An 18,102-nucleotide genomic window follows, 5' to 3' on the forward strand; every position below is an offset into this window, starting at 1 on the left:
ACGAGAACGGCCCCGGCCCACACGGAACCGGGCCGGGGCCGATGAGCGAAGCGTGACCACCCTCCGCAAAGCGTGTCCGCCCGGTCCGAGAAGACGGGAACGGTCCCTTCCTGACTGGACCCGGCTATCCGCGCCAGAGCCAGGTGACCCTCTCGTACAGCGGCTGGAACCCGGCGCGCAGCATGTTGTGGAGCGAGGAGTTGTGCTCGCCGGGCGCTTCGGCACCGGTCTCGGCGACGAGCCATCGGCACCCAGCGGCCTGGGCCGCCCGGGCGCGGGCGGCGAGCAGCGCCGACTGGGCGCCGCGGCCGCGGCCCTGTGGGAGCGTCGCGCCGCCGAACATGTCGGCGCAGTCGCCATTCACGAAGATGCTCCCGACCGCGATGATCCGCTCGCCCTCCCACACGGCGTACTGACGCCAGTTCGGCCTGCCCACACAGGCCGCGGCCATCTCGATCATGAACGGAGCGGTGAACCCGAAGGTGGTCATCATGACCGTGGCCCACTCCTGCGCGTGATGGCGCTCGACGGGACCCACACGCAGAACGGGGTCCAATGCGGCGATGCCGTCGGCCGAACCCACCAGGGCGTCGACCTCGCACCCCAACTTCGCGAGACGGCCGCCCTCGGTCAGATTCCTCTTCGCGGCGATCGAGGCCCAATCCTGCGGCAGCAGCGGCGGCGCGACCATGAACGCGCCCTGGGGCACCCCCTGCTCGCGGTAGAACTCGCACACCTGCGCCACGACGTCCTCGGTGATCGGCCCGTCGGCGCCGAATCCGCCGGCCTTGTTGAAGAACCGGCTCGGGTCTTCGCGGATCGTCAGTGCCAGCGCCGTGCCGACGCGCAGCGAGCCGATGCCCAGCGCCTCCCACACGGGCGCGGGGGCGCCGGTCACGAAGTCGACGTACGCCCTGATCTCGGTCTGCTCGGCCAACTCGATCGGCACAACGGTGCTCATGTCCGAATCCCCTTTCCAGTGGTGTGAACGAAGTCCAGTACGACAGCGGTGAACTCGTCGGCCTCCTCGACATGCCCGAAGTGGCCGCTCGCGCGGAGCTCGCACAGCCTCGAGTCGGCCGGCCCCGCGCCCGTCTCGTACGCACAGCTGAGTGGGCAGATGAAGTCGTACGTGCCGACGATCACCAGCGCCGGCACATCGATCGTGCCGAGCCGGTCCCGTACATCCCAACCGACCGGGTGCCGGTTCGCGTCATGGGTGACCCGAAGGGTGGGTTCACCCACCCGTTCGACCGTCCTTCGGTAGTCGGCGAAGCAGGCGGGCAGGATGCCGTGAAGGCAGCGTCGATGCGCCTCGTCGTCGGCGATCTCCATCGTCTGCGACACAACGGCCGCCTCCCACACCCGGCCCGCCTCGACGGCCTCCGGGCGATCCGGCCGGCGCTGGACGAAGGCCGCCGTCTCCTCGGTCGCGGCCTCCATCAGCTCCCGCCCGTACTCGGCTGCCGTGTCGTGCGGGATCAGCCCCTCAAGGCGGCCGGGGCGATCGACAGTGAACTGGAGCACGGCGAAACGGCCGTGCGAGTGGCCGAGAAAGTACCCGGTCCGGGCAGCGAGGTCGTCGAGCACTGCCTCGGCGAAGCGTGCGTAACGGGCCATCGAGCAGTCGCCGTCCGGCAGCAGGTCGCTGTCGCCGGACCCGACGGGGTCCACGTGGACCATGGACAGGTGCTCTTCCGGTGCGGGTAGCCGCAGGTACTCCGGGTGAACACCGGGACCGCCGGAGTGCACAGGACAGAAGGGTCCCTCACCCGCGACCCGGTACACCTCGCGGACGCCGTCGACGATGACGGTGCGCGTCTCGGCCTTGGTGGTTCCCATGGGTCGCCCGGCCGGCGGACTGTGGTTCGTTTCGTTCATACCCGCACGATGCGGCGAGACCTGGAAAAGTTCGATCGGTCGCCGAATTCGTCCGCGGGACCGGTCAGCGGCGGCGCGGGTGGTACAGACGGACTCGGCTGACGCGGCCCCCGTCCAGAAAGTGCACCCACACGACACCGGGCGGGCAGTGGTACGGGTCCTCCGGAGGGCTGAGCAGGGCGGCCTCCCAGATGACCACCTCACGGCCCGCCACCACGTTCCGCAGATCGTGGCGTACGCCGTCCGACAGATCACGTCCGAAAGCGGGGCCCAGGTAGTCGACGCCTGTGACCTTACCCGTCGGCCATGTCACGTCCGCCCGGGGTGACCACCCGTCGGACATGGCCGAGGCGATGTCACCACGATGGGCGGCCGCCATGATCTCCTCGGCAAGCCCCCGGTGCAGCGCCGTCCGGGCGGTGGCGTCGTCGTGCACCCGGTCGGCCGAGCTCAGCAGCGCATCGGCCAGCTTCGTACGCGCCTGGCTGAGCCTGCTGCGCACGGTACCGACAGGAGTCCCGCACAGCGCCGCTATGTCCTCGTAGGACGTCACGTCCGTGAAGTAGCGCAGCATCGTCACCAGCCGCAGCCCGGGTGACAGGTCCTCCACCGCGCTCCAGACCCAGTCCCGCAGCGCATGCCGGTCGAGCACCTCGGCCGGATCGGGTGGACCGTACGTCCGGTCCATCGCGACCGCGCCGGCGGGTTCGGCCACGGGAACGGCCGACATCCTGCGCAGCTGGGCGCGGCACACATTGCGCACCACCACGCGCAGCCAGGGACCCACCGCGTCCCGGTCCCGGACGTCGCCGATGCGGCGCAGCGCGATGAGCGCCGCCTCCTGTACGGCGTCCTCGGCGTCCGCGCCGTGCCCCAGCAAGGCCAGCGCGACCGCGTACATACCTGCCCGATGCCTGGCGAGCACCAGGCCGAGAGCACCGGCGTCGCCCGCCTGTGCCGCGCTCACCAGCTCGGAGTCCGGCGGCGCGCCCGCCAGAAGACCAACCACCATCCGACCATATCAATGGGGTGCACCGGGACGGACGCGGTCATGTCGCCGCCACCACCCAGCCCTGCGGACTGGGTCCGGACGTGCCGCCGCACAGCGATCGCGGCCGAGTCCGGACGCTTCGCCCAGGGGCCCCGTCCGTGCCGTCACCGGCGCACGTCACCCGATCAGCGGCCGCCCACGACCATCGTCCGAGGGCCGGCAACCCGCCCCGAGGGTTACCGCACAACCGATGTGTGTCCCTGCTCAGCACCAGGTACAACGGGTCGGCAGTGCGTCCCGGCACGCAAGGTTCCCGCGATCACCGGAGGTCGACCGACAGGATGGTAGATGCGCCACGCGTATCGCGCGCCATCGAAACGGCGGGGATGGCTGATAGCTTCACCGGCTGTCGGAGGCTCCCGGAAGCGTGACTCCCAGGTAGAGCCGTCCTTTACCCGCGGAGGCTGCGATGACGGTAGGAAAGGATGATCCGGAGAGGGAGACTTCTGCACCGTTGAGACGTAGGAGTTTTCTGGCGTCGGCTGCCCTGGCAGCCGCCGTACCCGCCTCGGTGCCAGAACCTGCCCTTGCCGCCGGGGTGTCGACGGGCGAGCACATGGCGGCTTCCGGTCAGGGGGCCGTGGCACGTCTGCTCGCCGTTCCGGAGACCGGACGCGGGGTCGGCTGGCTCAGGACGGCGCTTCAGGTCGCCGTGGCGCTCGAGCTTGCCACCATCCCTCCGTATTTGTGCGGCTGGTGGTCCGTCAAGGACCGCCGCAGCGAGGCCGCGCGGCTGATCCGGCGCATCGTCGCTGACGAGATGTACCACATGGGCGTGGTATGCAACCTGCTCGTCGCCGTGGGCGGCCGTCCGCGGATCAAGGAGGCGGCACCCACGTACCCCGGGCCCATGCCCGGCGGTGTGCGTGCCGGAGTGAACGTATACCTGTCCGGCCTCACCAAGCCCTTCGTCCACGACGTGATGATGGCGATCGAGGCGCCCGAAGCACCCCTCGCCCGCACTGCGGACGATTCCCCCACGATCGGCGCCTTCTACGACGACCTGCTCAAGGCGTTCCACACCACGGCACCGAAGCTCTCCACACGGGGGCAACTGTCCGCGCACCTCGGCTCCGATGTGCTCAAGCCGATCGGCACCCTCGATGACGTCGAACGCTCCATCGGGATCATCAGAGAACAGGGCGAGGGCACCACGAGTTCCCCGGCCGAGGCCTTCGGCGACGACCACCCCGCGCACTACTACGCCTTCGCCGAGATCTACCACGGCAGGCGACTGCGCAAGGACCGCGGCAGCTGGCAGTTCACCGGCGCCCCCGTACCCTTTCCCGACACCCGCCCCATGGCGCGAGTCCCAGTCGGTGGCTGGCACCGTCCGCCGGCTCCCGTGCGGCGGCGCCTGATCGAGTTCGACACCGCGTACACCAGTGTGCTGGACACCCTCGACATGGCCTGGGACAGCGACGGCCCCGGCAGCCTGGATGTGGCCGTCCGCGCCATGCACCGGCTGGAGACTCCCGCCCTGGAACTGATGGAGATCCCGATCCCCGACACGGACCAGACCTATGGCCCCACGTTCCGGCCGCCCCTGAACTCCTGAGCCGTCCGCCCCTGGGCAGGGTGTTCGACGACGGCGTGCGTGAACATCCGGGTGTCGCGGATACCCGACCCGGCGCGGACGTGGGCCGTTCCGGCCGTCACGCCGCCCCCGCCAATCGGCCGTCATGGACGCCGAACCCATCACGGCCTGGCGCACCGCGGCCGCGGCAACGCACAACGCCCTGGCCCCGCCGTGGTCGTCGCCACAGGTGCCCAGGCCCGGGCCCGGGTGTCCTTCCTCGCCTCGCTCCGGTCAGCGGGCCGAACGTCACAGCGATGCGGAAGTGGCTGTCGTTCCGGGTGCGGCCACCAGTCGCAGGCCGACTTCCACGAGGGTCCAACCGAGCCGGCTACGGAATTCCCTCGGGGGCCTGCCCACGAGTGCCAGCCGGTACGCGTCGGCCTCGGCATGGTGTTCGACGGCGCGGATGCGGTGCAGGGCGAGATGGATCTCGGGGTGCATCGGGCTGTGGCCTCTCATTCCGTCGGCAAGGGGAACGCATGGGTCTGGATGCGTACCTGAGCGGCGTCAGCGTCGCCTTCGTCGGCCCGGTCGCGATAGGTGTCGATGAGCGCGTGCATCTTCTCGACGAGTTCGCGGGTGAGTTCGGGCGTGAGCCGCAGTGTTGCGTTGCTCATGTCCCAAGTGCGGCTCCACTCTTCCGACCATGCCTGGCGGTTGCCGAGCCAGGTCGACAAGTCCCGAGCATGAGACGTCGCGATCTCGTGCAGATACATGTCTGCCGCACCGCGAACCGCAGCATCGGCGTCGGCAAGCAGGGCGTCGTCGAACCGCACCCCGTTGTGGACCGCCTTCCACCACCGCTCTCGGCCCTTGCCCCGCTCAGGGGCACCCTCGATGAAGCCGTGGGCGGCGAGCTGTCGCAGGTGATAGCTGGTGGCGCCGCTCGACTCCCCCAATCTGGCTGCGAGTTGGGATGCCGTGGCCGGGCCGCCGAAGCGCAGGGCGTCCAGCAACTGCATGCGCAGCGGGTGTGCGAGTCCGCGCAGGGAACGGGCGTCGAGACTGTGCACCTTGGGCGTTCGGGGCTCGTCCATGCATGCAAAGATAACGTTGCAAAGAATCCTTTGCAAGGGGTTCTTTGCAACGTGTCCTTGGCAAGTTGGCAGCTACGTGGCGGAGTTGGGGCCCCGCCTGGGTCGCGGCCGTCTCGCCGATGTCGTCGTCAGCGCCGGCCGGACGTCGGTGGGCTCGGCGGTGTGGATTCCGCGCCCTGTTCACGTTCGGTCGAAGCGCTCCAGCTGGCCAGCAGCTTCAGGCTTTCCTCCGCGGCGGACCCGGAGGGTGCGCTGTAGACCACCACGCTCAGGCCGCTTTCGTCCGGCAGGCTCATGGTCTCCTGATCGAGTTCCAGATCGCCGACGAGCGGATGGTTGAGGCGTTTTGTGCTCTCGCGGAAGACATGCACGTCCTGGGACCCCCACATCAGGCGGAAGGCGTCACTGCGGGTGGAGAGTTCACCGATCAGGTTGGTCAGTTCCCGGTCGTAGGGGCTTCTGCCCGCCTCGATGCGCAGCGCGCCCACGGCGAAGCGGGCCATGCGCTCCCAATCGACGTAGAACCGCCTGGCCGCGGGGTTGAAGAACGCGAACCTGGCGACGTTCCCCCCGCAGGTCGAGTCGGCGTACATCTCGGAGTACAGGGCCCGGCCCAGCGAGTTGGCGGCCAACGTGTCGAGTCGGTTGTTCATCACGTACGCCGGCAGCTGCGGCATTCCCTCGACGATGCGCATCACGCTCGGCCGAACCGTCGGCCCCGCCTGCTGCCGACGGGTGCGGCCCCGGGGCGCCGGTCCGGCGGCTCGAGCAAGGTCGTACAGGTACATGCGCTCGGTGTCGTCGAGTCGCAGGGCGTGGGCGAGGGCGTCCAGCACGCTGTCGGAGACGCCCTTGAGGTTGCCGCGCTCCAGGCGTGTGTAGTACTCGACGCTCACCCCGGCGAGTGTGGCGACCTCGGCCCTGCGCAGACCGGGCACCCGTCGCTGACCGTACGTCGGCAGGCCCGCCTGCTCAGGGGTGATCCTGTCGCGGCGGGAGCGGAGGAATGCGCTGACTGCGTCCCGGTTGTCCATGAGGACCAGACTAGGCAGGCCGGGCGAGGGCTGAGGGTCCCTGCCAGTACCTCTCACGGCAAGGACTCCCCCGTCCCCGCCGCCTGCCGTTGCATGGTGCGTGCCCCGATACCTCGGGGCCCGACCGCTGGAAGGCGAGTGTGCTTCCCGGCCGGCCACCCCTCTTCCGTACCGGGTCCCTGTCAGGGCCCGGGTCCCCACAAGACTGAAGGAGCCACACCATGAGCGACCGGATCCGGACGACGGCGCAGAGTCCCGCAGATGTCGTGCGCGAGTTGTATGCGGCCCTGCGCAAGGGCGACGTGCCCGGCGTCCTCGCCAGGCTCGCGCCCGAGGTGATCGTGGACGAGCCGAACCGGCTCCCTTACGGCGGTGTGCACCAGGGCCGTGACGTGTTCGTGGAATCGGTCCTGGGCGCGATGATGGGCTACGCAGACGTCGCCATCACCGAAGCCGAGGTCTTCGAGGGTCCGGCAGGCGTCGTCGGGACGCTCACCGGTGTCCTCACCGCCCGCTCGACCGGTGAGGAGTACCCGCTGACCATGGTCGAGATCCACCAGGTCGAGGACGGCTCGGTACACAAGATCGACGTCTACACCAAGAACCCCGACGAGCTCGCCGCGTTCTATGCACGGGCCGAGGCGGGCACCCGCTGACGGCAACGCCTCGATTCCGGCCGGACCGCCCGCTGTGTGCCGCGGGCGACCCGGCCGGCTCACCGCCGAGGTCGGGCCGTGCGGGCGAATGCTCACCGAACCCGGCCGGGCCTGCAGGGACCGTGTCGCGGGCACGGTCCTGGACCTGGGACTCGACGCCCCACGCGCCCACCGGCCGAAGCACGCAGTGAGCGGGGTTGACCTCCCCGAAGTCGTGGTGGCGCGGCGTCAGCGGGTGATCGCCTTGGTCTCGAGGAACTCCTCGATTCCGGCACGACCCATCTCCCGGCCGTTTCCGGACTGCTTGTAACCACCGAACGGCGCCTGGAAGTTGTGCTGTCCACCGTTGACGTCGATCTGGCCGACGCGCAGGCGTCGCGCGATCGCCATGGCGTGTTCCTCGTCGCCGGTGATGGCCGCGTTGAGACCGTAGACGGTGCCGTTGGCGATCTCGACCGCATGGTCGTCGTCGGTGTAGGGGATCACGGCCAGGACGGGACCGAAGATCTCCTCCTGGGCGATGACGGAGTCGGGGTCGACGTCGGAGAAGATCGTGGGCCTGACGTAGGCGCCGTTCTCGAAGCCGTCCGGGCGGCCGGGGCCGCCGACCACCAGCGTGGCGCCGTCGGCGATACCGCGCTCGATGTAACCGTCCACACGTCGGCGCTGGGTCTCCGATGCGACCGGACCGATGCGCGTCGCCTCGTCCGCGGGGTCGCCCACGGTGTACTCCCCGGCGGCCGCACGCAGCTTCTCGACCACCGTCTGCTGCAGGTCCCCGGGCACGAGCAGACGGACGTAGGCGCCGCAGGCCTGGCCACCGTTGGCCCAGGCGTAGGCGAGACCCCGTGTGACCGCGAAGTCGAGGTCGGCGTCGGGCAGGACGATGTGGGCCGCCTTGCCGCCGAGCTCGAGGGCGACCCGCTTGACGGTGTCGGAGGCGGCGACCGAGACGGCCTTGCCGGCGCGAGTGGAACCGGTGAAGGAGATCATGTCGATCTTCGGATGCCGGGCGATGGCCTCGCCGACGACGGGACCTGTGCCCTGCACGACGTTGAACACGCCGTTCGGCAGACCGGCCTCGGTGGCGATCTCCGCGAACATCCGGGCACTGAGGGGGGAGAGCTCCGACGGCTTGAGGACCACGGTGTTGCCGGCCAGCATCGCGGGGACGACCTTCGTCACCAGTTGCTGGAGCGGGAAGTTCCACGGGGTGATGGCCCCCACGACGCCGATCGGCTCACGGACGACGAGCGAGTTCTCGATCACCTCCGTCCATTCGAACCGCTCGGCGGCTGTGATCGCTGCCAGGGTCGACGCGACCGGGAACCCGGCCTGCGCCTGCCGCGAGAAGGTGATCGGTGCGCCCATCTCCGCAGTGATCGTCTCCGCAAGCTCCTCGGAGTGCTTCTGCATCCCCTCGGCCAGACGCCGTATGACGGCGATGCGGTCCTTCGGCGACGTGGACGACCATCCGGGGAAGGCGGTGAGCGCGGCGTCCACCGCCCGTTTCACGTCTTCGGTCGTGCCTTCGTGCACCGAGGCGATCACCGAGTTGTCGGCCGGGTTCACCACGTCGATCAGCGGCCCGGTGCCCTGGACGGCACGGCCGTCGATCCAGTGGGACGGGGCGGGAAAGGGAACGTCACGGGTTTCGTTCATGGTGCCAAGAAAACCTCGGCCGCCCGGCCGCATCCATGTTCGCCCATGCCCATGATCTGCGTCACGTGCCGCCTCTCGGCACCGACCTGCCGGACCGGACAGCGAACAGCGGGCGGCCGCCCGCCCGCCCGCGGGTGATCGACGTGCCCCGGTCGCCACCGGTCGGGCGCTGCCATGCCTGATCCCCCGGACGGCCCGGCTCTTGGGAGCCGGGCCGTCCGCGCGCCGAAGGATCAGACCAGCTCGACCCTGAAGATCTGCTGGGTCTGGTCCCGCTGCGTACGCATCGCACCGCGGTCGCTGGTGAAGACCACGACACCCCGGTGCAGGGCGGGCCAGGTGTTGTTGCCCCGGTGGCTCACCTGGGAGGCGCCGGACCAGCCCTTGCCGGTGTCGAGGGTGGCGGTGAAGACCTTCCACCGCCAGTCCGTCGAACGGGAGTCGTACCAGACGGCCCGTATCGTGCCGTCGGGGTCCACGCCGAGCCTGGGCCGCTGGCTCATCGCGTCGGCGTTCAGGGCGACCTGCTCGAACGCCGTCCACGTGGAGCCGCCGTCGGTGGAGCGGGCTGCCCGGAGCTGGAGGTTGGCGCCTGAGCTCTGCAGCGCACCGCTCTCCCAGATCGCGACGAACGTGCCGTGCTCGTCCACCGTGAGGCCAGGATGCCTGTCCGAGCGGTCGCCGACCTTGCTGACCTGGACCGGGCTGCTCCAGCTGTGGCCCGGTGCCTTGCGGACCGACGCCAGAATCTGCCAGTTGTCGGGGTCGGTACCGCCACTGGCCGGCTGTCCTGCGGGCGGGGTGTGGCCGGTCCACAGCGGGTCCGGGTCGTAGCGGTCGTCCTGCCAGCTGACCACCGCTCGCTTGCCGTCGTGGACGGCGATGACCGGGAACAGCGAGGCGGGGTAGCGCGGGGAGCGCGCGTCGGTGGGCACGCCCGGGCTGGTCGCCTTGCCCGCCGCGGAGATGTTCACGGCGGCCTTGTCGACACCGAGGATCTGCGCGTACACATCGAAGGCGCCCTCGCCGTTGTCGGACCAGGCGACCAGCGGGTGCTTGCCGTCGATCAACGCCAGCGCCGGGTTGATCGCACGGCCCTTGCTCTTGCTGATCTTCTGCGGGGCCTTGAAGGAGCCGCCGCCGTCGGCGCTGTGCGCCAGCAGGATCACGGGGCGATGCGGCTGCTCCTTGCCCTGCTCGTCCTGCCAGACCACCCACACGTCGGCGGAGGTGGCGACGACGCGCGGGAACCGCGCGGTGGCCGAACGGCCGGACACGGTGATGGACTTGGTGATCCTGCCCTTGCGGTCGAGCCGGCGGTAGACCACCTTGCTCGCGTGGTCCTGGTGCACCTCCGCCACGACGTGCGTGATGTCGCCGACGACCGCGACGTCGGAGAATCCGGTGAACGTGCCCTGGTCTCCCGTGACGAGTCCGGCCGTGTCACCGGTGGTGTCGGCGGCCGGAAGCGCGATCTCGGGACGGGGCGCGGCGGGGGCGCCCACGGAGACGAAGATCGGCGAGGTGGCACCGCGCATCTGGTCGGGCAGGTTCGGGTCGGCTTCGGACCCGGAGGCGCTGCCTGGTGAACGGGCCTCGACCCGGAACCAGCCGTGATCCGTGCCCCTGAGTACGAGCGGCAACTCGTAGGCCTCGTTGGCCCGCTGCGGGCGGAACGTCGCGATCGGGCCCGCCGAGCGGCCGGGTGCCCCGTAGACGTGGACAGTGGTGCCCTTGCCGCCCCTGACCCTCACCCGCAGCATGGCCTTCTTGGGCAACTTGCGGTCGGCCACGACGACTTCGTCGCCGCCGATCGCCTCGAAGACGCCGTCACCGTCGACGTCCGCCTCGATCGTGAGGAACGGCCCCGCGGTGTTCTGCGCAACCGTGGTGCGGCCGCTGCGGAACCCGTCGAGGATGCCCAGGACCGACCGCTGTGCCGCGAAGACGTGGGTGGTCGGCTCCCCGGGGGCGTCGATGTCCCAGAGCTCGCGGAAATGGCAGTCGCTCGCCGCCGCCACGCCGAAGCGGAAACCCGCGTTCCAGCGGTTCTCCGCGTAGTCGACCTCCGCGTCCGGGTCGCTGGCGACGTTGAGTACCTCGACCAGATCCGCGCCCTGCACGCTGGCGTTGTCGTTCGGCCCCGCGGCCGGCGTGTACTCGCCGTCGTCGGGGTGGGCCTGCGACCACACCGCCCCCTGCGCGTGGGCGTCCCACACCGACTGCTGCACGTGCCGGAAGGCCGCGGAGCCGGGCGGGTTGGCGCCGTCCACGATGACGTCCACGTTCCCCAGCACGATGGCGTGGGGCGAGCCGTTCGCCTCCTCGCCCGGGAGCAGCAGCAGTGCGGAGGACTTCCACTGGGGATCCCAGACCTGGTCGTAGGTCCGGTGGTCGGTCAGTGGCATGAAGTCGAGGCCGGCCTTCTCGCCCTGCGCGATCTGGTCCCCGACGGGAAGGTTGCCCGGAAGGGTCTGGTGGGACGTCTGCCGTGGGCCGCTGCCGTCCGACGAGTGGTCGTCGTGGACGTGGGTGTCACCCGCGAGCCACTTGCCCTTGGGTGCTTTCGCCCGGTGGATGCCGGGGCCCGAGGCGGTCGGCTTCGCCTTGCCGGCCGCCTCGGGGGTCGAGCCGGTGGCCGCTCCCGCGGTACCTGCGCCGGTGCCCACCAGCGCGACCGCGGCGCCCGCCACACCCACGAACTTCCGGCGGGTCAGGTCTGCGGCCTCGGCCCTGCGGTTCAGGTCGTCGGGCTCCCTTGATGTTTCCATCTCGTTCTGCGCCTTTCGTTCACCGCTCCCGTGCGAAACGGTGTCAAGTCGCCGAGACGCTAAGAAGCCTCGTCTTCCACGACATGAACCGCCCACAAATCATTCGCGGTGATCACACGAAATAATGCGGAGCATGAGCGGTGGCCCGAATTGCGGCTCGACCGGTACCGTCCCCGTTCATCTGCGCAGATGCGGCGCCGGCCCGTCCGCCGGCTCAGCCGCGGTCCCCCGAGCCGACGAGGTGGGCGTCATACGACGGCGCCCCCGCGCCGGGTGCGCGCATGCGGGCTCCTCCTTCGACCTGTTCCGGTGGGAGCGCCGAGGCGCCCGATCTCGCGTCAGCCGTCCACGACCACAGCGCGGGTGCGTCGCCGCCTGCACCGAACGCGTCGGCGGGATATTCTTGCGCCTCGCGCGGCCCGGCGCGTTACCCTTGGCGCCATGAACGTCACAGGCCGCAGCATCACCGTCACCGCGCGAGCGACCAACTCGCCGGTTGCCGCCGCCTGACCTTCTCCCCTTCCCATCGGCGACCGGAAACGGCCCGTCGGTGGTTCCGTGGCGTTCTGATGACCCTGCCCCGGTGTGACGACCACGCGGTCCCGTTGTCCGGTGCCTCCGACGCCAAGGAGTCACCCCTGATGAACACCGAGCAGATCGTCCGCACCTTCGTCGAGTACTTCGAGGAGCGCGGCCATCGCCGCATCACCGGCTCGACACTGCTGCCACCTCCCGATGACTCGGTGCTGTTCACCACCTCCGGGATGCATCCGCTCACCCCCTATCTCGAAGGTCGCCCCCATCCGCTGGGCAGTCGGCTGGTCAATGTGCAGCGCTGTCTGCGGACGACGGACCTGGAGGAGGTGGGGGATCCCACTCATCTGACGGTCTTCGAGATGCTCGGCACCTGGTCGCTGGGTGACTACGGCGGCCCGCAGAGCCTCGACTGGGGGTACCGGCTGCTCACGGAAGGGCTCGGTGTCGACCCGGGCCTGCTGCACGCCACTGTGTTCGGCGGCGACGACCGGATCGGACCGGACACCGATTCCCTGCGGCTCTGGCAGGACCTCGGTGTGCCCGTCGAGCTGACCGTGGAGGACAACTGGTGGTCCAACGGACCCGTCGGCCCGTGCGGGCCCGACTCGGAGATCTTCCTGTGGAGCGGTGACACCCCGCCCCGGTCGACGCCGACCCGTGACGACCGCTGGGTGGAGGTGTGGAACCACGTCATGATGCGCCATCTGCGACTCGAGGACGGCCTCCTTGTGCCGCTCCCCCGGCCCAACATCGACACCGGGCTCGGACTGGAGCGGCTCGCCTCACTCCTGCAGGGCAAGTCGTCCGTGTTCGAGTGCGACGTCTTCGACCCCTGGCGCCGGCTCGTGCCGCCTCTGTGGCCCCTGGACGAACCCTCGCTCCGTCTGGTCCAGGACCACCTGCGCTCGGCCGTCGTGGTGATCGGTGACGGGGTACGTCCGGCCAACACCGGACGCGGCTATGTGCTGCGCCGCCTGATGCGACGAGTACTCACCGTGCTGTGGCGGGACGATCCGTCGCGCCGTCTGGGCGACCTGCCGGACGAGTTGGTCTCGCACACCCTGGACCACTTCCGGCAGGACGTGGAACCCACCGATGTGCGCCGTCAACTGATCGAGGAGGAGCGCCGGTTCAGTCGGCTCCTGGAGCGCGGACGCACGGTACTGGCCCGGCCCCGGTTCCAAGGCCCGCTGGAGGACGAGGACTTCGACTATCTCCACGACACCCACGGTCTGCCGCGCGACCTGGTGATGAACCTGCGGCAGGAATGAACGAGGTGGTCTCTCCGGCTCACCCGCCGGGTCGGGCTGCGCCGGAGGTGACAGCGCCTGTCGCCACGTGCACCCGGCGGGAGGACGGGCGGGGAGACGGCGGCACCGTCGGCTCCAGGATTCCGTGGCCCCCGGCACCCGGGGCCGGGGGCCGAGGGCCGGTCGGAAACAGCGCAGGACGACCGCCGCACCGGCATGGCTGACACCACGCGGGTAGGAATGACCGGGCGGGAGGTGCGTATGACCGAGTGGACGGCCCCTATGTGGGACGTGGACAACGGACAGGGTCTGCGGCAGGTGGCGGAGCTCGGGCTCGCGCTGCTGTTGTCGAGTCTGATCGGCTGGGAGCGGGCGGCGCAGCAGAAGAGTGCGGGCCTGCGCACCCACACCCTGGTCGGTATCGCCAGCGCGCTGATGATGGAGGTCTCCCAGCACGGCTTCACCAACGTCCTGGGGCTGGACCACGTCGCCTTCGACCCGTCCCGGGTGGCGGCGCAGATCGTCTCCGGGATCGGCTTCATCGGCGGCGGCCTGATCTTCGTCCGCAGGGACGCCGTCCGGGGGCTCACCACCGCCGCGACGATCTGGCTCACCTGCGCGGTCGGCATGGCCTGCGGCGGGGGCCTTCCCGTCCTCGCCGTCGCCGTCACCGCCGTGCACTTCCTCGTCGTGCGCGGCTATCCGCGCCTCTTCGCCCGCTTCATCCCCGCCACCACAGCCACCACGATCGAAGCCCGCCTCACCTACCTCACGGGCCGAGCGCTGCTGCCACAGCTGATGGAGACCTGCACCCGGCGGGGCTTGCGCATTGTGCAGGTCAGGGCCGAGCGGCTGCCCGGGCGCAGCGACTCCGCGGCCCGCGTCCTGCTCCAGCTCGAAGGCACCACCGACACCAGTCGATTGGCGTCGGCGCTGTTCCACCACGAAGGCGTCCTCGACGTCGAAATGGCCACCACCGACGAAGAGTGAACGGCCTACAGCACCGGCGGTCCGCCGCTCCTTCCGGGCCGCGTGAACCGGCGTCGCCTCATGGCTCGGTCCGACAGCCTCTCCTGCCGACGACCACCGGAACCTGCAAGGTGACCGTGGTGCCCGCCCCCGAGACGCTGCGGAACTTGAGCTGGGCGTCGATGAGGTCGGCGCGCTCGTGCATGGCGGAGAGCCCTACACCGTGCAGCGCGGCGGCCGGGGAGGTCGCCGCCCGGAGAGCGGGGCGGCGTCCGGAGTTCGGGGACTGCGCCATGCCGCACCCGTTGTCGGCCACGGTGAGTGTCACCGAGCCGGTGCCACTCCTCATGCCGACGGTGATCCGGGAGGGGTCGCCGTGCTTCACCGCGTTGGTCAACGCCTCCTGCACGATCCGGTAGGCGTGCGCCTGTGCCGTCGGGCACAGCCGGTCGCCGACGCTCCCGTCCTCCCAGGGCATCTGGAAGTCGACGCGGACGCCGAAGGTCTCCGCGGTCCGCCGGCACAGTGCCTGCAGGGCCGGGCCCAGTCCCAACTCGTCCAGCACGGCCGGTCGCAGATCCACGATCAGGTGCCGCAGCGAGGTGATCTGGTTGCCCACCAGACCACGGGCCTGCTCGATGGCGCTGCGCATGGCCTCCGAGCGGCCGTCGGCGGCCGCGGCGGACAGCACCACCTGGACTGCGCCCAGTTCCTGGAGGGTCTCGTCGTGAAGTTCGCGGGCCCAGCGTCGGCGCTCCCGCTCTTCACCGTCATGACGTGCTCGGAGCCGTTCGCGTTGCAGCAGTGTCCGGCGCTGTGTCGTACTGCGCCTCGTGGAGGCGGCGTACACCACCAGCAGCAAGGGGAGCACGTGCAGTCCGTTGAGCAGGGGTTGCATGGTGATGCGCACCAGGCAGGCCACGGCCACGAGCAGTGCAAGGGCCGCCGCCACCGCCAGGAGGATGCGTCCTCCCGAGCTGTTCAGCGGCGCCGCCACGACGTAGGACGCCGCGCTCGCCAGCGACAGGACGAGTTCCGGAAGCAGGGGCCCGTCGGTGATCTCCAGAGCGATCGCGGATACGAGCAGACACGTGCCCGCCGCCTCGAAGACGAGGCCCGGGCGGAACGGCTGCGATCCGGTCATGCCACCAGTCCACGCTCCCGGGCCGCAGCAATCAATTCGGCCCGGGTTTCCTTACCGAGTTTGTCCCGGATACGGGAGCGAAAGTTCTCCACGGTCCGTACCGACACATACAGGCGCTGGGCGATCTCCTGGTTGGTGTGCCCCAGCGCCAGCAGGGACAGCACCTGCGACTCGCGTTCGGTCAGTGGTTCGGGCTCGGCGGCACGCTGCGGTCCGGCCCCTTCGACGGCCAGCCGGGCACCGAGCGCGGGCTGCACATACGTGGACCCGGCTGCGACCTGACGGGCGGCGGCCAGCAGTTCCCCCGCAGCCGCCTCCTTGAGCAGATATCCCGATGCGCCGCTGCGCAGCGCCGCCCTGGCGAACGCCGGGTCCTCCTGCATGGTGAGCACCAGGATCCGTGTGCCGGGGGACGCCGTGAGCAACTCGGGAATCATCGGCAGGCTCGACCGACCGGCCAGTGTCAGGTCCAGGACAAGAACTCCGGGACGGTGCTCACGCACCATGTCGACGGTCTCGGCGACGGAGGAGCTCTCGGCGACGACCTCCAGCGCCGGGTCCTGGGACAGCAGCAGCCGCATCCCCGCCCTGACCACCAGGTGATCGTCCGCGAGCACAACGGTGGTCTTCGGGGAGACAGACCGATCGACGTCGGGAGACTGCACGTCCATAGCTGCCACAGTAGAGCGGGCGCTGCCCTGCGGCAGCCGCCGATGTCGTCATTGCGGCAAACCCACAGCCAGGTGTGCGGCAGCGGCGCAGCCCCCCGTGGTCGGACCGCACGAGCGGTTCACCACATCACCGACGGCGTGTGTGGCCGGGCACCGATGCATTTCCCGGCACGGCGATGGATCCTCGAAGGCAGTAACGCCCCCGTTCGACGCTCGAGGCAATCATCATGACGTACTCCCCTCACGCGTCCGCTCGACGGCACGTCTCTCCCGCCCGGGATGCCTTTGACATCGCCCGGCAGCTGGTCGACTCCGCGGTGCCGACTCTGGCCGACATCGCCGCCGTCGAGGTCTCGGACGCCCTCTTCGACGAACGCAGTGCCCTGTCGGAGGCGAGCGCCTGCCAAGGCTTCCGGCGAGCGGCCTTCCGCGCCGTGTGCGGTCATGGTTCACGGTGCGCCTACCGGATCGGCGAGGTCAGCCGCATTCCTTCCGGAACGCCCTACCGGCGTACTCTCGCGGACCGGCGGCCGCGGGTCATCGCGTCCCTTCCGCCGCAGGCTCACTGGCTCGCCCGCGACCCGGTCCGGGCCCCGCTGATGCACCAGGACCGGGTGCACTCCCTCATGGTGGTGCCGCTTGTCGCCCATCACGTCGTTCTCGGGCTTGTGGCCTTCTACCGGTGCAACGGCTCGTCTCCGTTCGGGAAGGCCGACCTGCGGGCAGCGGCACGGCTCGCGGGCCGGGTCGCCCGGATGCTCGACGAAGTCCATCGCGACCTGCGGGAACAGGCGATGGGACGCATCCTGCAGCATGCCTTGCTGGCGAGGCCACCGCAGCTGACCGCGGTCGAGGACGTCCGCGGTCATGTGCCGGCGGACGGCGCTCCCGGCGGCTGGTTCGATGTCATTCCGCTCCCGGGCACCCGTGTGGGGCTGTCGGTGGGGTCGACCGGCGGCCGCGGAATCGCCGCGGCGGCCGTCATGAGTCAGCAGAAGGCGCGGGTCGCAGCGCTGGCGGCGCTGGACGTCGAACCCGTCGAGGCCCTGACCCACAGCCTCCGCCCCTCCGCTGTCGCCGCCACCCCGCCCCCGGCGGAAAGTCGCGCTGCCGACCGGTCCGCGACGGAGACCCACTGTCTGTACGCGGTCTACGATCCGGTGACCCGCCGGTGCACCGCGGCCCGCTCGGGCGCGGCCGGCCTCACCGTCGTCGCCCCCGACGGTGACGTCACGTCCGTCGGTCCCGCCGCTTCGGACCCCGCCGACGGGGACGGCTACGAGGTCGCCGTGTTCGACGTTCCGCCGGGCAGCCTCCTCGTCCTGAGCTGCGCAGGCACCTCGGAGCAGCACGGCGGTGCACCGGACGGTCAAGAGGAACGGGACGACTCCCGTCCCGGTGGGGACGTCCGTCTCCCGTTGACGGGAAGGGGATCGCACGTACTGCTCACCGCCCGCACACGGGCTGTCGCCCCCATGGACATCGCCACCTGGGAGCTGCCCAATGACCCCACCGCTGTGGCCGACGCACGCGACCGGACTGCGACGCAACTGACCGCCTGGGGACTTCCCGACCTGTCCTTCAACACCACCTTGGTCGTGAGCGAACTGGTCACCAACGCGATCCGCTACTCCACGGGTCCGATCGGTCTGCGCCTCATCCGCGATGCCGCCCTGATCTGCGAGGTATCGGACAACAGCAGCGCGGCACCGCGCACCCACATACCGGCGCCCAGCGACCAGGGCGGCCGTGGCCTGATCATCGTCGCCCATCTCGCCCGGGCCCACGGCACGCGCTACACGGCACCCGGCAAGATCGTCTGGGCGGAGCAGTCCATCGACGTGGCATGACCGCTGCGGC

Annotated in this window: 15 protein-coding genes; 5 read left to right on the forward strand and 10 right to left on the reverse strand. The window is 70.2% G+C overall.

The features are described from left to right. Window positions 1–124: 124 nt before the first annotated feature. The 3 genes from ACSHXN_RS03750 to ACSHXN_RS03760 form a co-directional block, all read right to left on the reverse strand. Window positions 125–961: a GNAT family N-acetyltransferase gene (locus ACSHXN_RS03750; RefSeq protein ID WP_355136279.1), complete on the reverse strand. Its 837-nt coding sequence runs from the start codon at window positions 959–961 to the stop codon at window positions 125–127. Then, on the reverse strand, window positions 958–1,881 hold the full coding sequence (locus ACSHXN_RS03755; protein WP_438302634.1) for an alpha/beta fold hydrolase: 924 nt from the start codon (window positions 1,879–1,881) through the stop codon (window positions 958–960). The genes ACSHXN_RS03750 and ACSHXN_RS03755 overlap by 4 nt, the downstream gene beginning before the upstream one ends. A 64-nt stretch (window positions 1,882–1,945) precedes the next feature. Beyond that, complete coding sequence (locus ACSHXN_RS03760) at window positions 1,946–2,893, reverse strand: RNA polymerase sigma factor (RefSeq protein WP_438302635.1); 948 nt, start codon at window positions 2,891–2,893, stop codon at window positions 1,946–1,948. A 595-nt stretch (window positions 2,894–3,488) separates the two neighbouring features. Here ACSHXN_RS03760 and ACSHXN_RS03765 point away from each other — a divergent pair. After that, the gene (locus ACSHXN_RS03765) at window positions 3,489–4,490 is read left to right on the forward strand and encodes a ferritin-like domain-containing protein (protein WP_383358113.1); all 1,002 of its coding nucleotides are present in this window, start codon (window positions 3,489–3,491) and stop codon (window positions 4,488–4,490) included. 267 nt (window positions 4,491–4,757) lie between these two features. On the opposite strand, the gene ACSHXN_RS03770 is transcribed toward ACSHXN_RS03765, so the two are convergent. The 3 genes from ACSHXN_RS03770 to ACSHXN_RS03780 all read right to left on the reverse strand — a co-directional run bounded on the left by ACSHXN_RS03770 (window position 4,758) and on the right by ACSHXN_RS03780 (window position 6,582). Further along, on the reverse strand, window positions 4,758–4,952 hold the full coding sequence (locus ACSHXN_RS03770) for a hypothetical protein (RefSeq protein ID WP_355799943.1): 195 nt from the start codon (window positions 4,950–4,952) through the stop codon (window positions 4,758–4,760). Between the two features lie 14 nt (window positions 4,953–4,966). Continuing rightward, window positions 4,967–5,548 (reverse strand): ArsR/SmtB family transcription factor, encoded by a 582-nt coding sequence (locus ACSHXN_RS03775; RefSeq protein WP_355136270.1) that lies wholly within the window; start codon window positions 5,546–5,548, stop codon window positions 4,967–4,969. Window positions 5,549–5,676: 128 nt separating this feature from the next. Then, a complete protein-coding gene (locus tag ACSHXN_RS03780; protein WP_356294810.1) occupies window positions 5,677–6,582 on the reverse strand; it encodes a helix-turn-helix domain-containing protein in 906 nt (301 codons plus the stop codon). Window positions 6,583–6,803: 221 nt separating this feature from the next. Between ACSHXN_RS03780 and ACSHXN_RS03785 the strand changes: the two genes are divergently transcribed. Further along, window positions 6,804–7,238: a nuclear transport factor 2 family protein gene (locus tag ACSHXN_RS03785; protein WP_355799948.1), complete on the forward strand. Its 435-nt coding sequence runs from the start codon at window positions 6,804–6,806 to the stop codon at window positions 7,236–7,238. Between the two features lie 228 nt (window positions 7,239–7,466). On the opposite strand, the gene ACSHXN_RS03790 is transcribed toward ACSHXN_RS03785, so the two are convergent. After that, window positions 7,467–8,900, reverse strand: coding sequence for an aldehyde dehydrogenase family protein (locus tag ACSHXN_RS03790; protein ID WP_438302636.1), 1,434 nt, complete (start codon window positions 8,898–8,900; stop codon window positions 7,467–7,469). Between the two features lie 233 nt (window positions 8,901–9,133). Further along, window positions 9,134–11,671, reverse strand: coding sequence for a CehA/McbA family metallohydrolase (locus ACSHXN_RS03795; protein ID WP_438302637.1), 2,538 nt, complete (start codon window positions 11,669–11,671; stop codon window positions 9,134–9,136). A gap of 641 nt (window positions 11,672–12,312) precedes the next feature. Between ACSHXN_RS03795 and ACSHXN_RS03800 the strand changes: the two genes are divergently transcribed. Together ACSHXN_RS03800 and ACSHXN_RS03805 are read left to right on the forward strand one after the other, a co-directional pair. Next, window positions 12,313–13,479: an alanine--tRNA ligase-related protein gene (locus ACSHXN_RS03800; RefSeq protein WP_355136260.1), complete on the forward strand. Its 1,167-nt coding sequence runs from the start codon at window positions 12,313–12,315 to the stop codon at window positions 13,477–13,479. A 240-nt stretch (window positions 13,480–13,719) separates the two neighbouring features. Continuing rightward, window positions 13,720–14,448: an MgtC/SapB family protein gene (locus ACSHXN_RS03805; protein ID WP_438302638.1), complete on the forward strand. Its 729-nt coding sequence runs from the start codon at window positions 13,720–13,722 to the stop codon at window positions 14,446–14,448. Window positions 14,449–14,506: 58 nt separating this feature from the next. Here the strand turns inward: ACSHXN_RS03805 and ACSHXN_RS03810 are convergent, their stop codons facing one another. Together ACSHXN_RS03810 and ACSHXN_RS03815 are read right to left on the reverse strand one after the other, a co-directional pair. Beyond that, window positions 14,507–15,571 (reverse strand): sensor histidine kinase, encoded by a 1,065-nt coding sequence (locus ACSHXN_RS03810; protein ID WP_438302639.1) that lies wholly within the window; start codon window positions 15,569–15,571, stop codon window positions 14,507–14,509. Next, on the reverse strand, window positions 15,568–16,242 hold the full coding sequence (locus ACSHXN_RS03815) for a response regulator transcription factor (protein ID WP_355136254.1): 675 nt from the start codon (window positions 16,240–16,242) through the stop codon (window positions 15,568–15,570). Before ACSHXN_RS03815 ends, ACSHXN_RS03810 begins: the two co-directional genes overlap by 4 nt. Window positions 16,243–16,469: 227 nt before the next feature. Between ACSHXN_RS03815 and ACSHXN_RS03820 the strand changes: the two genes are divergently transcribed. Further along, window positions 16,470–18,092: an ATP-binding SpoIIE family protein phosphatase gene (locus ACSHXN_RS03820; protein WP_438302640.1), complete on the forward strand. Its 1,623-nt coding sequence runs from the start codon at window positions 16,470–16,472 to the stop codon at window positions 18,090–18,092. Window positions 18,093–18,102 lie beyond the last annotated feature (10 nt).

Source organism: Streptomyces sp. HUAS TT11 (genome assembly GCF_051553595.1).
Taxonomy (GTDB): Bacteria; Actinomycetota; Actinomycetes; order Streptomycetales; family Streptomycetaceae; genus Streptomyces.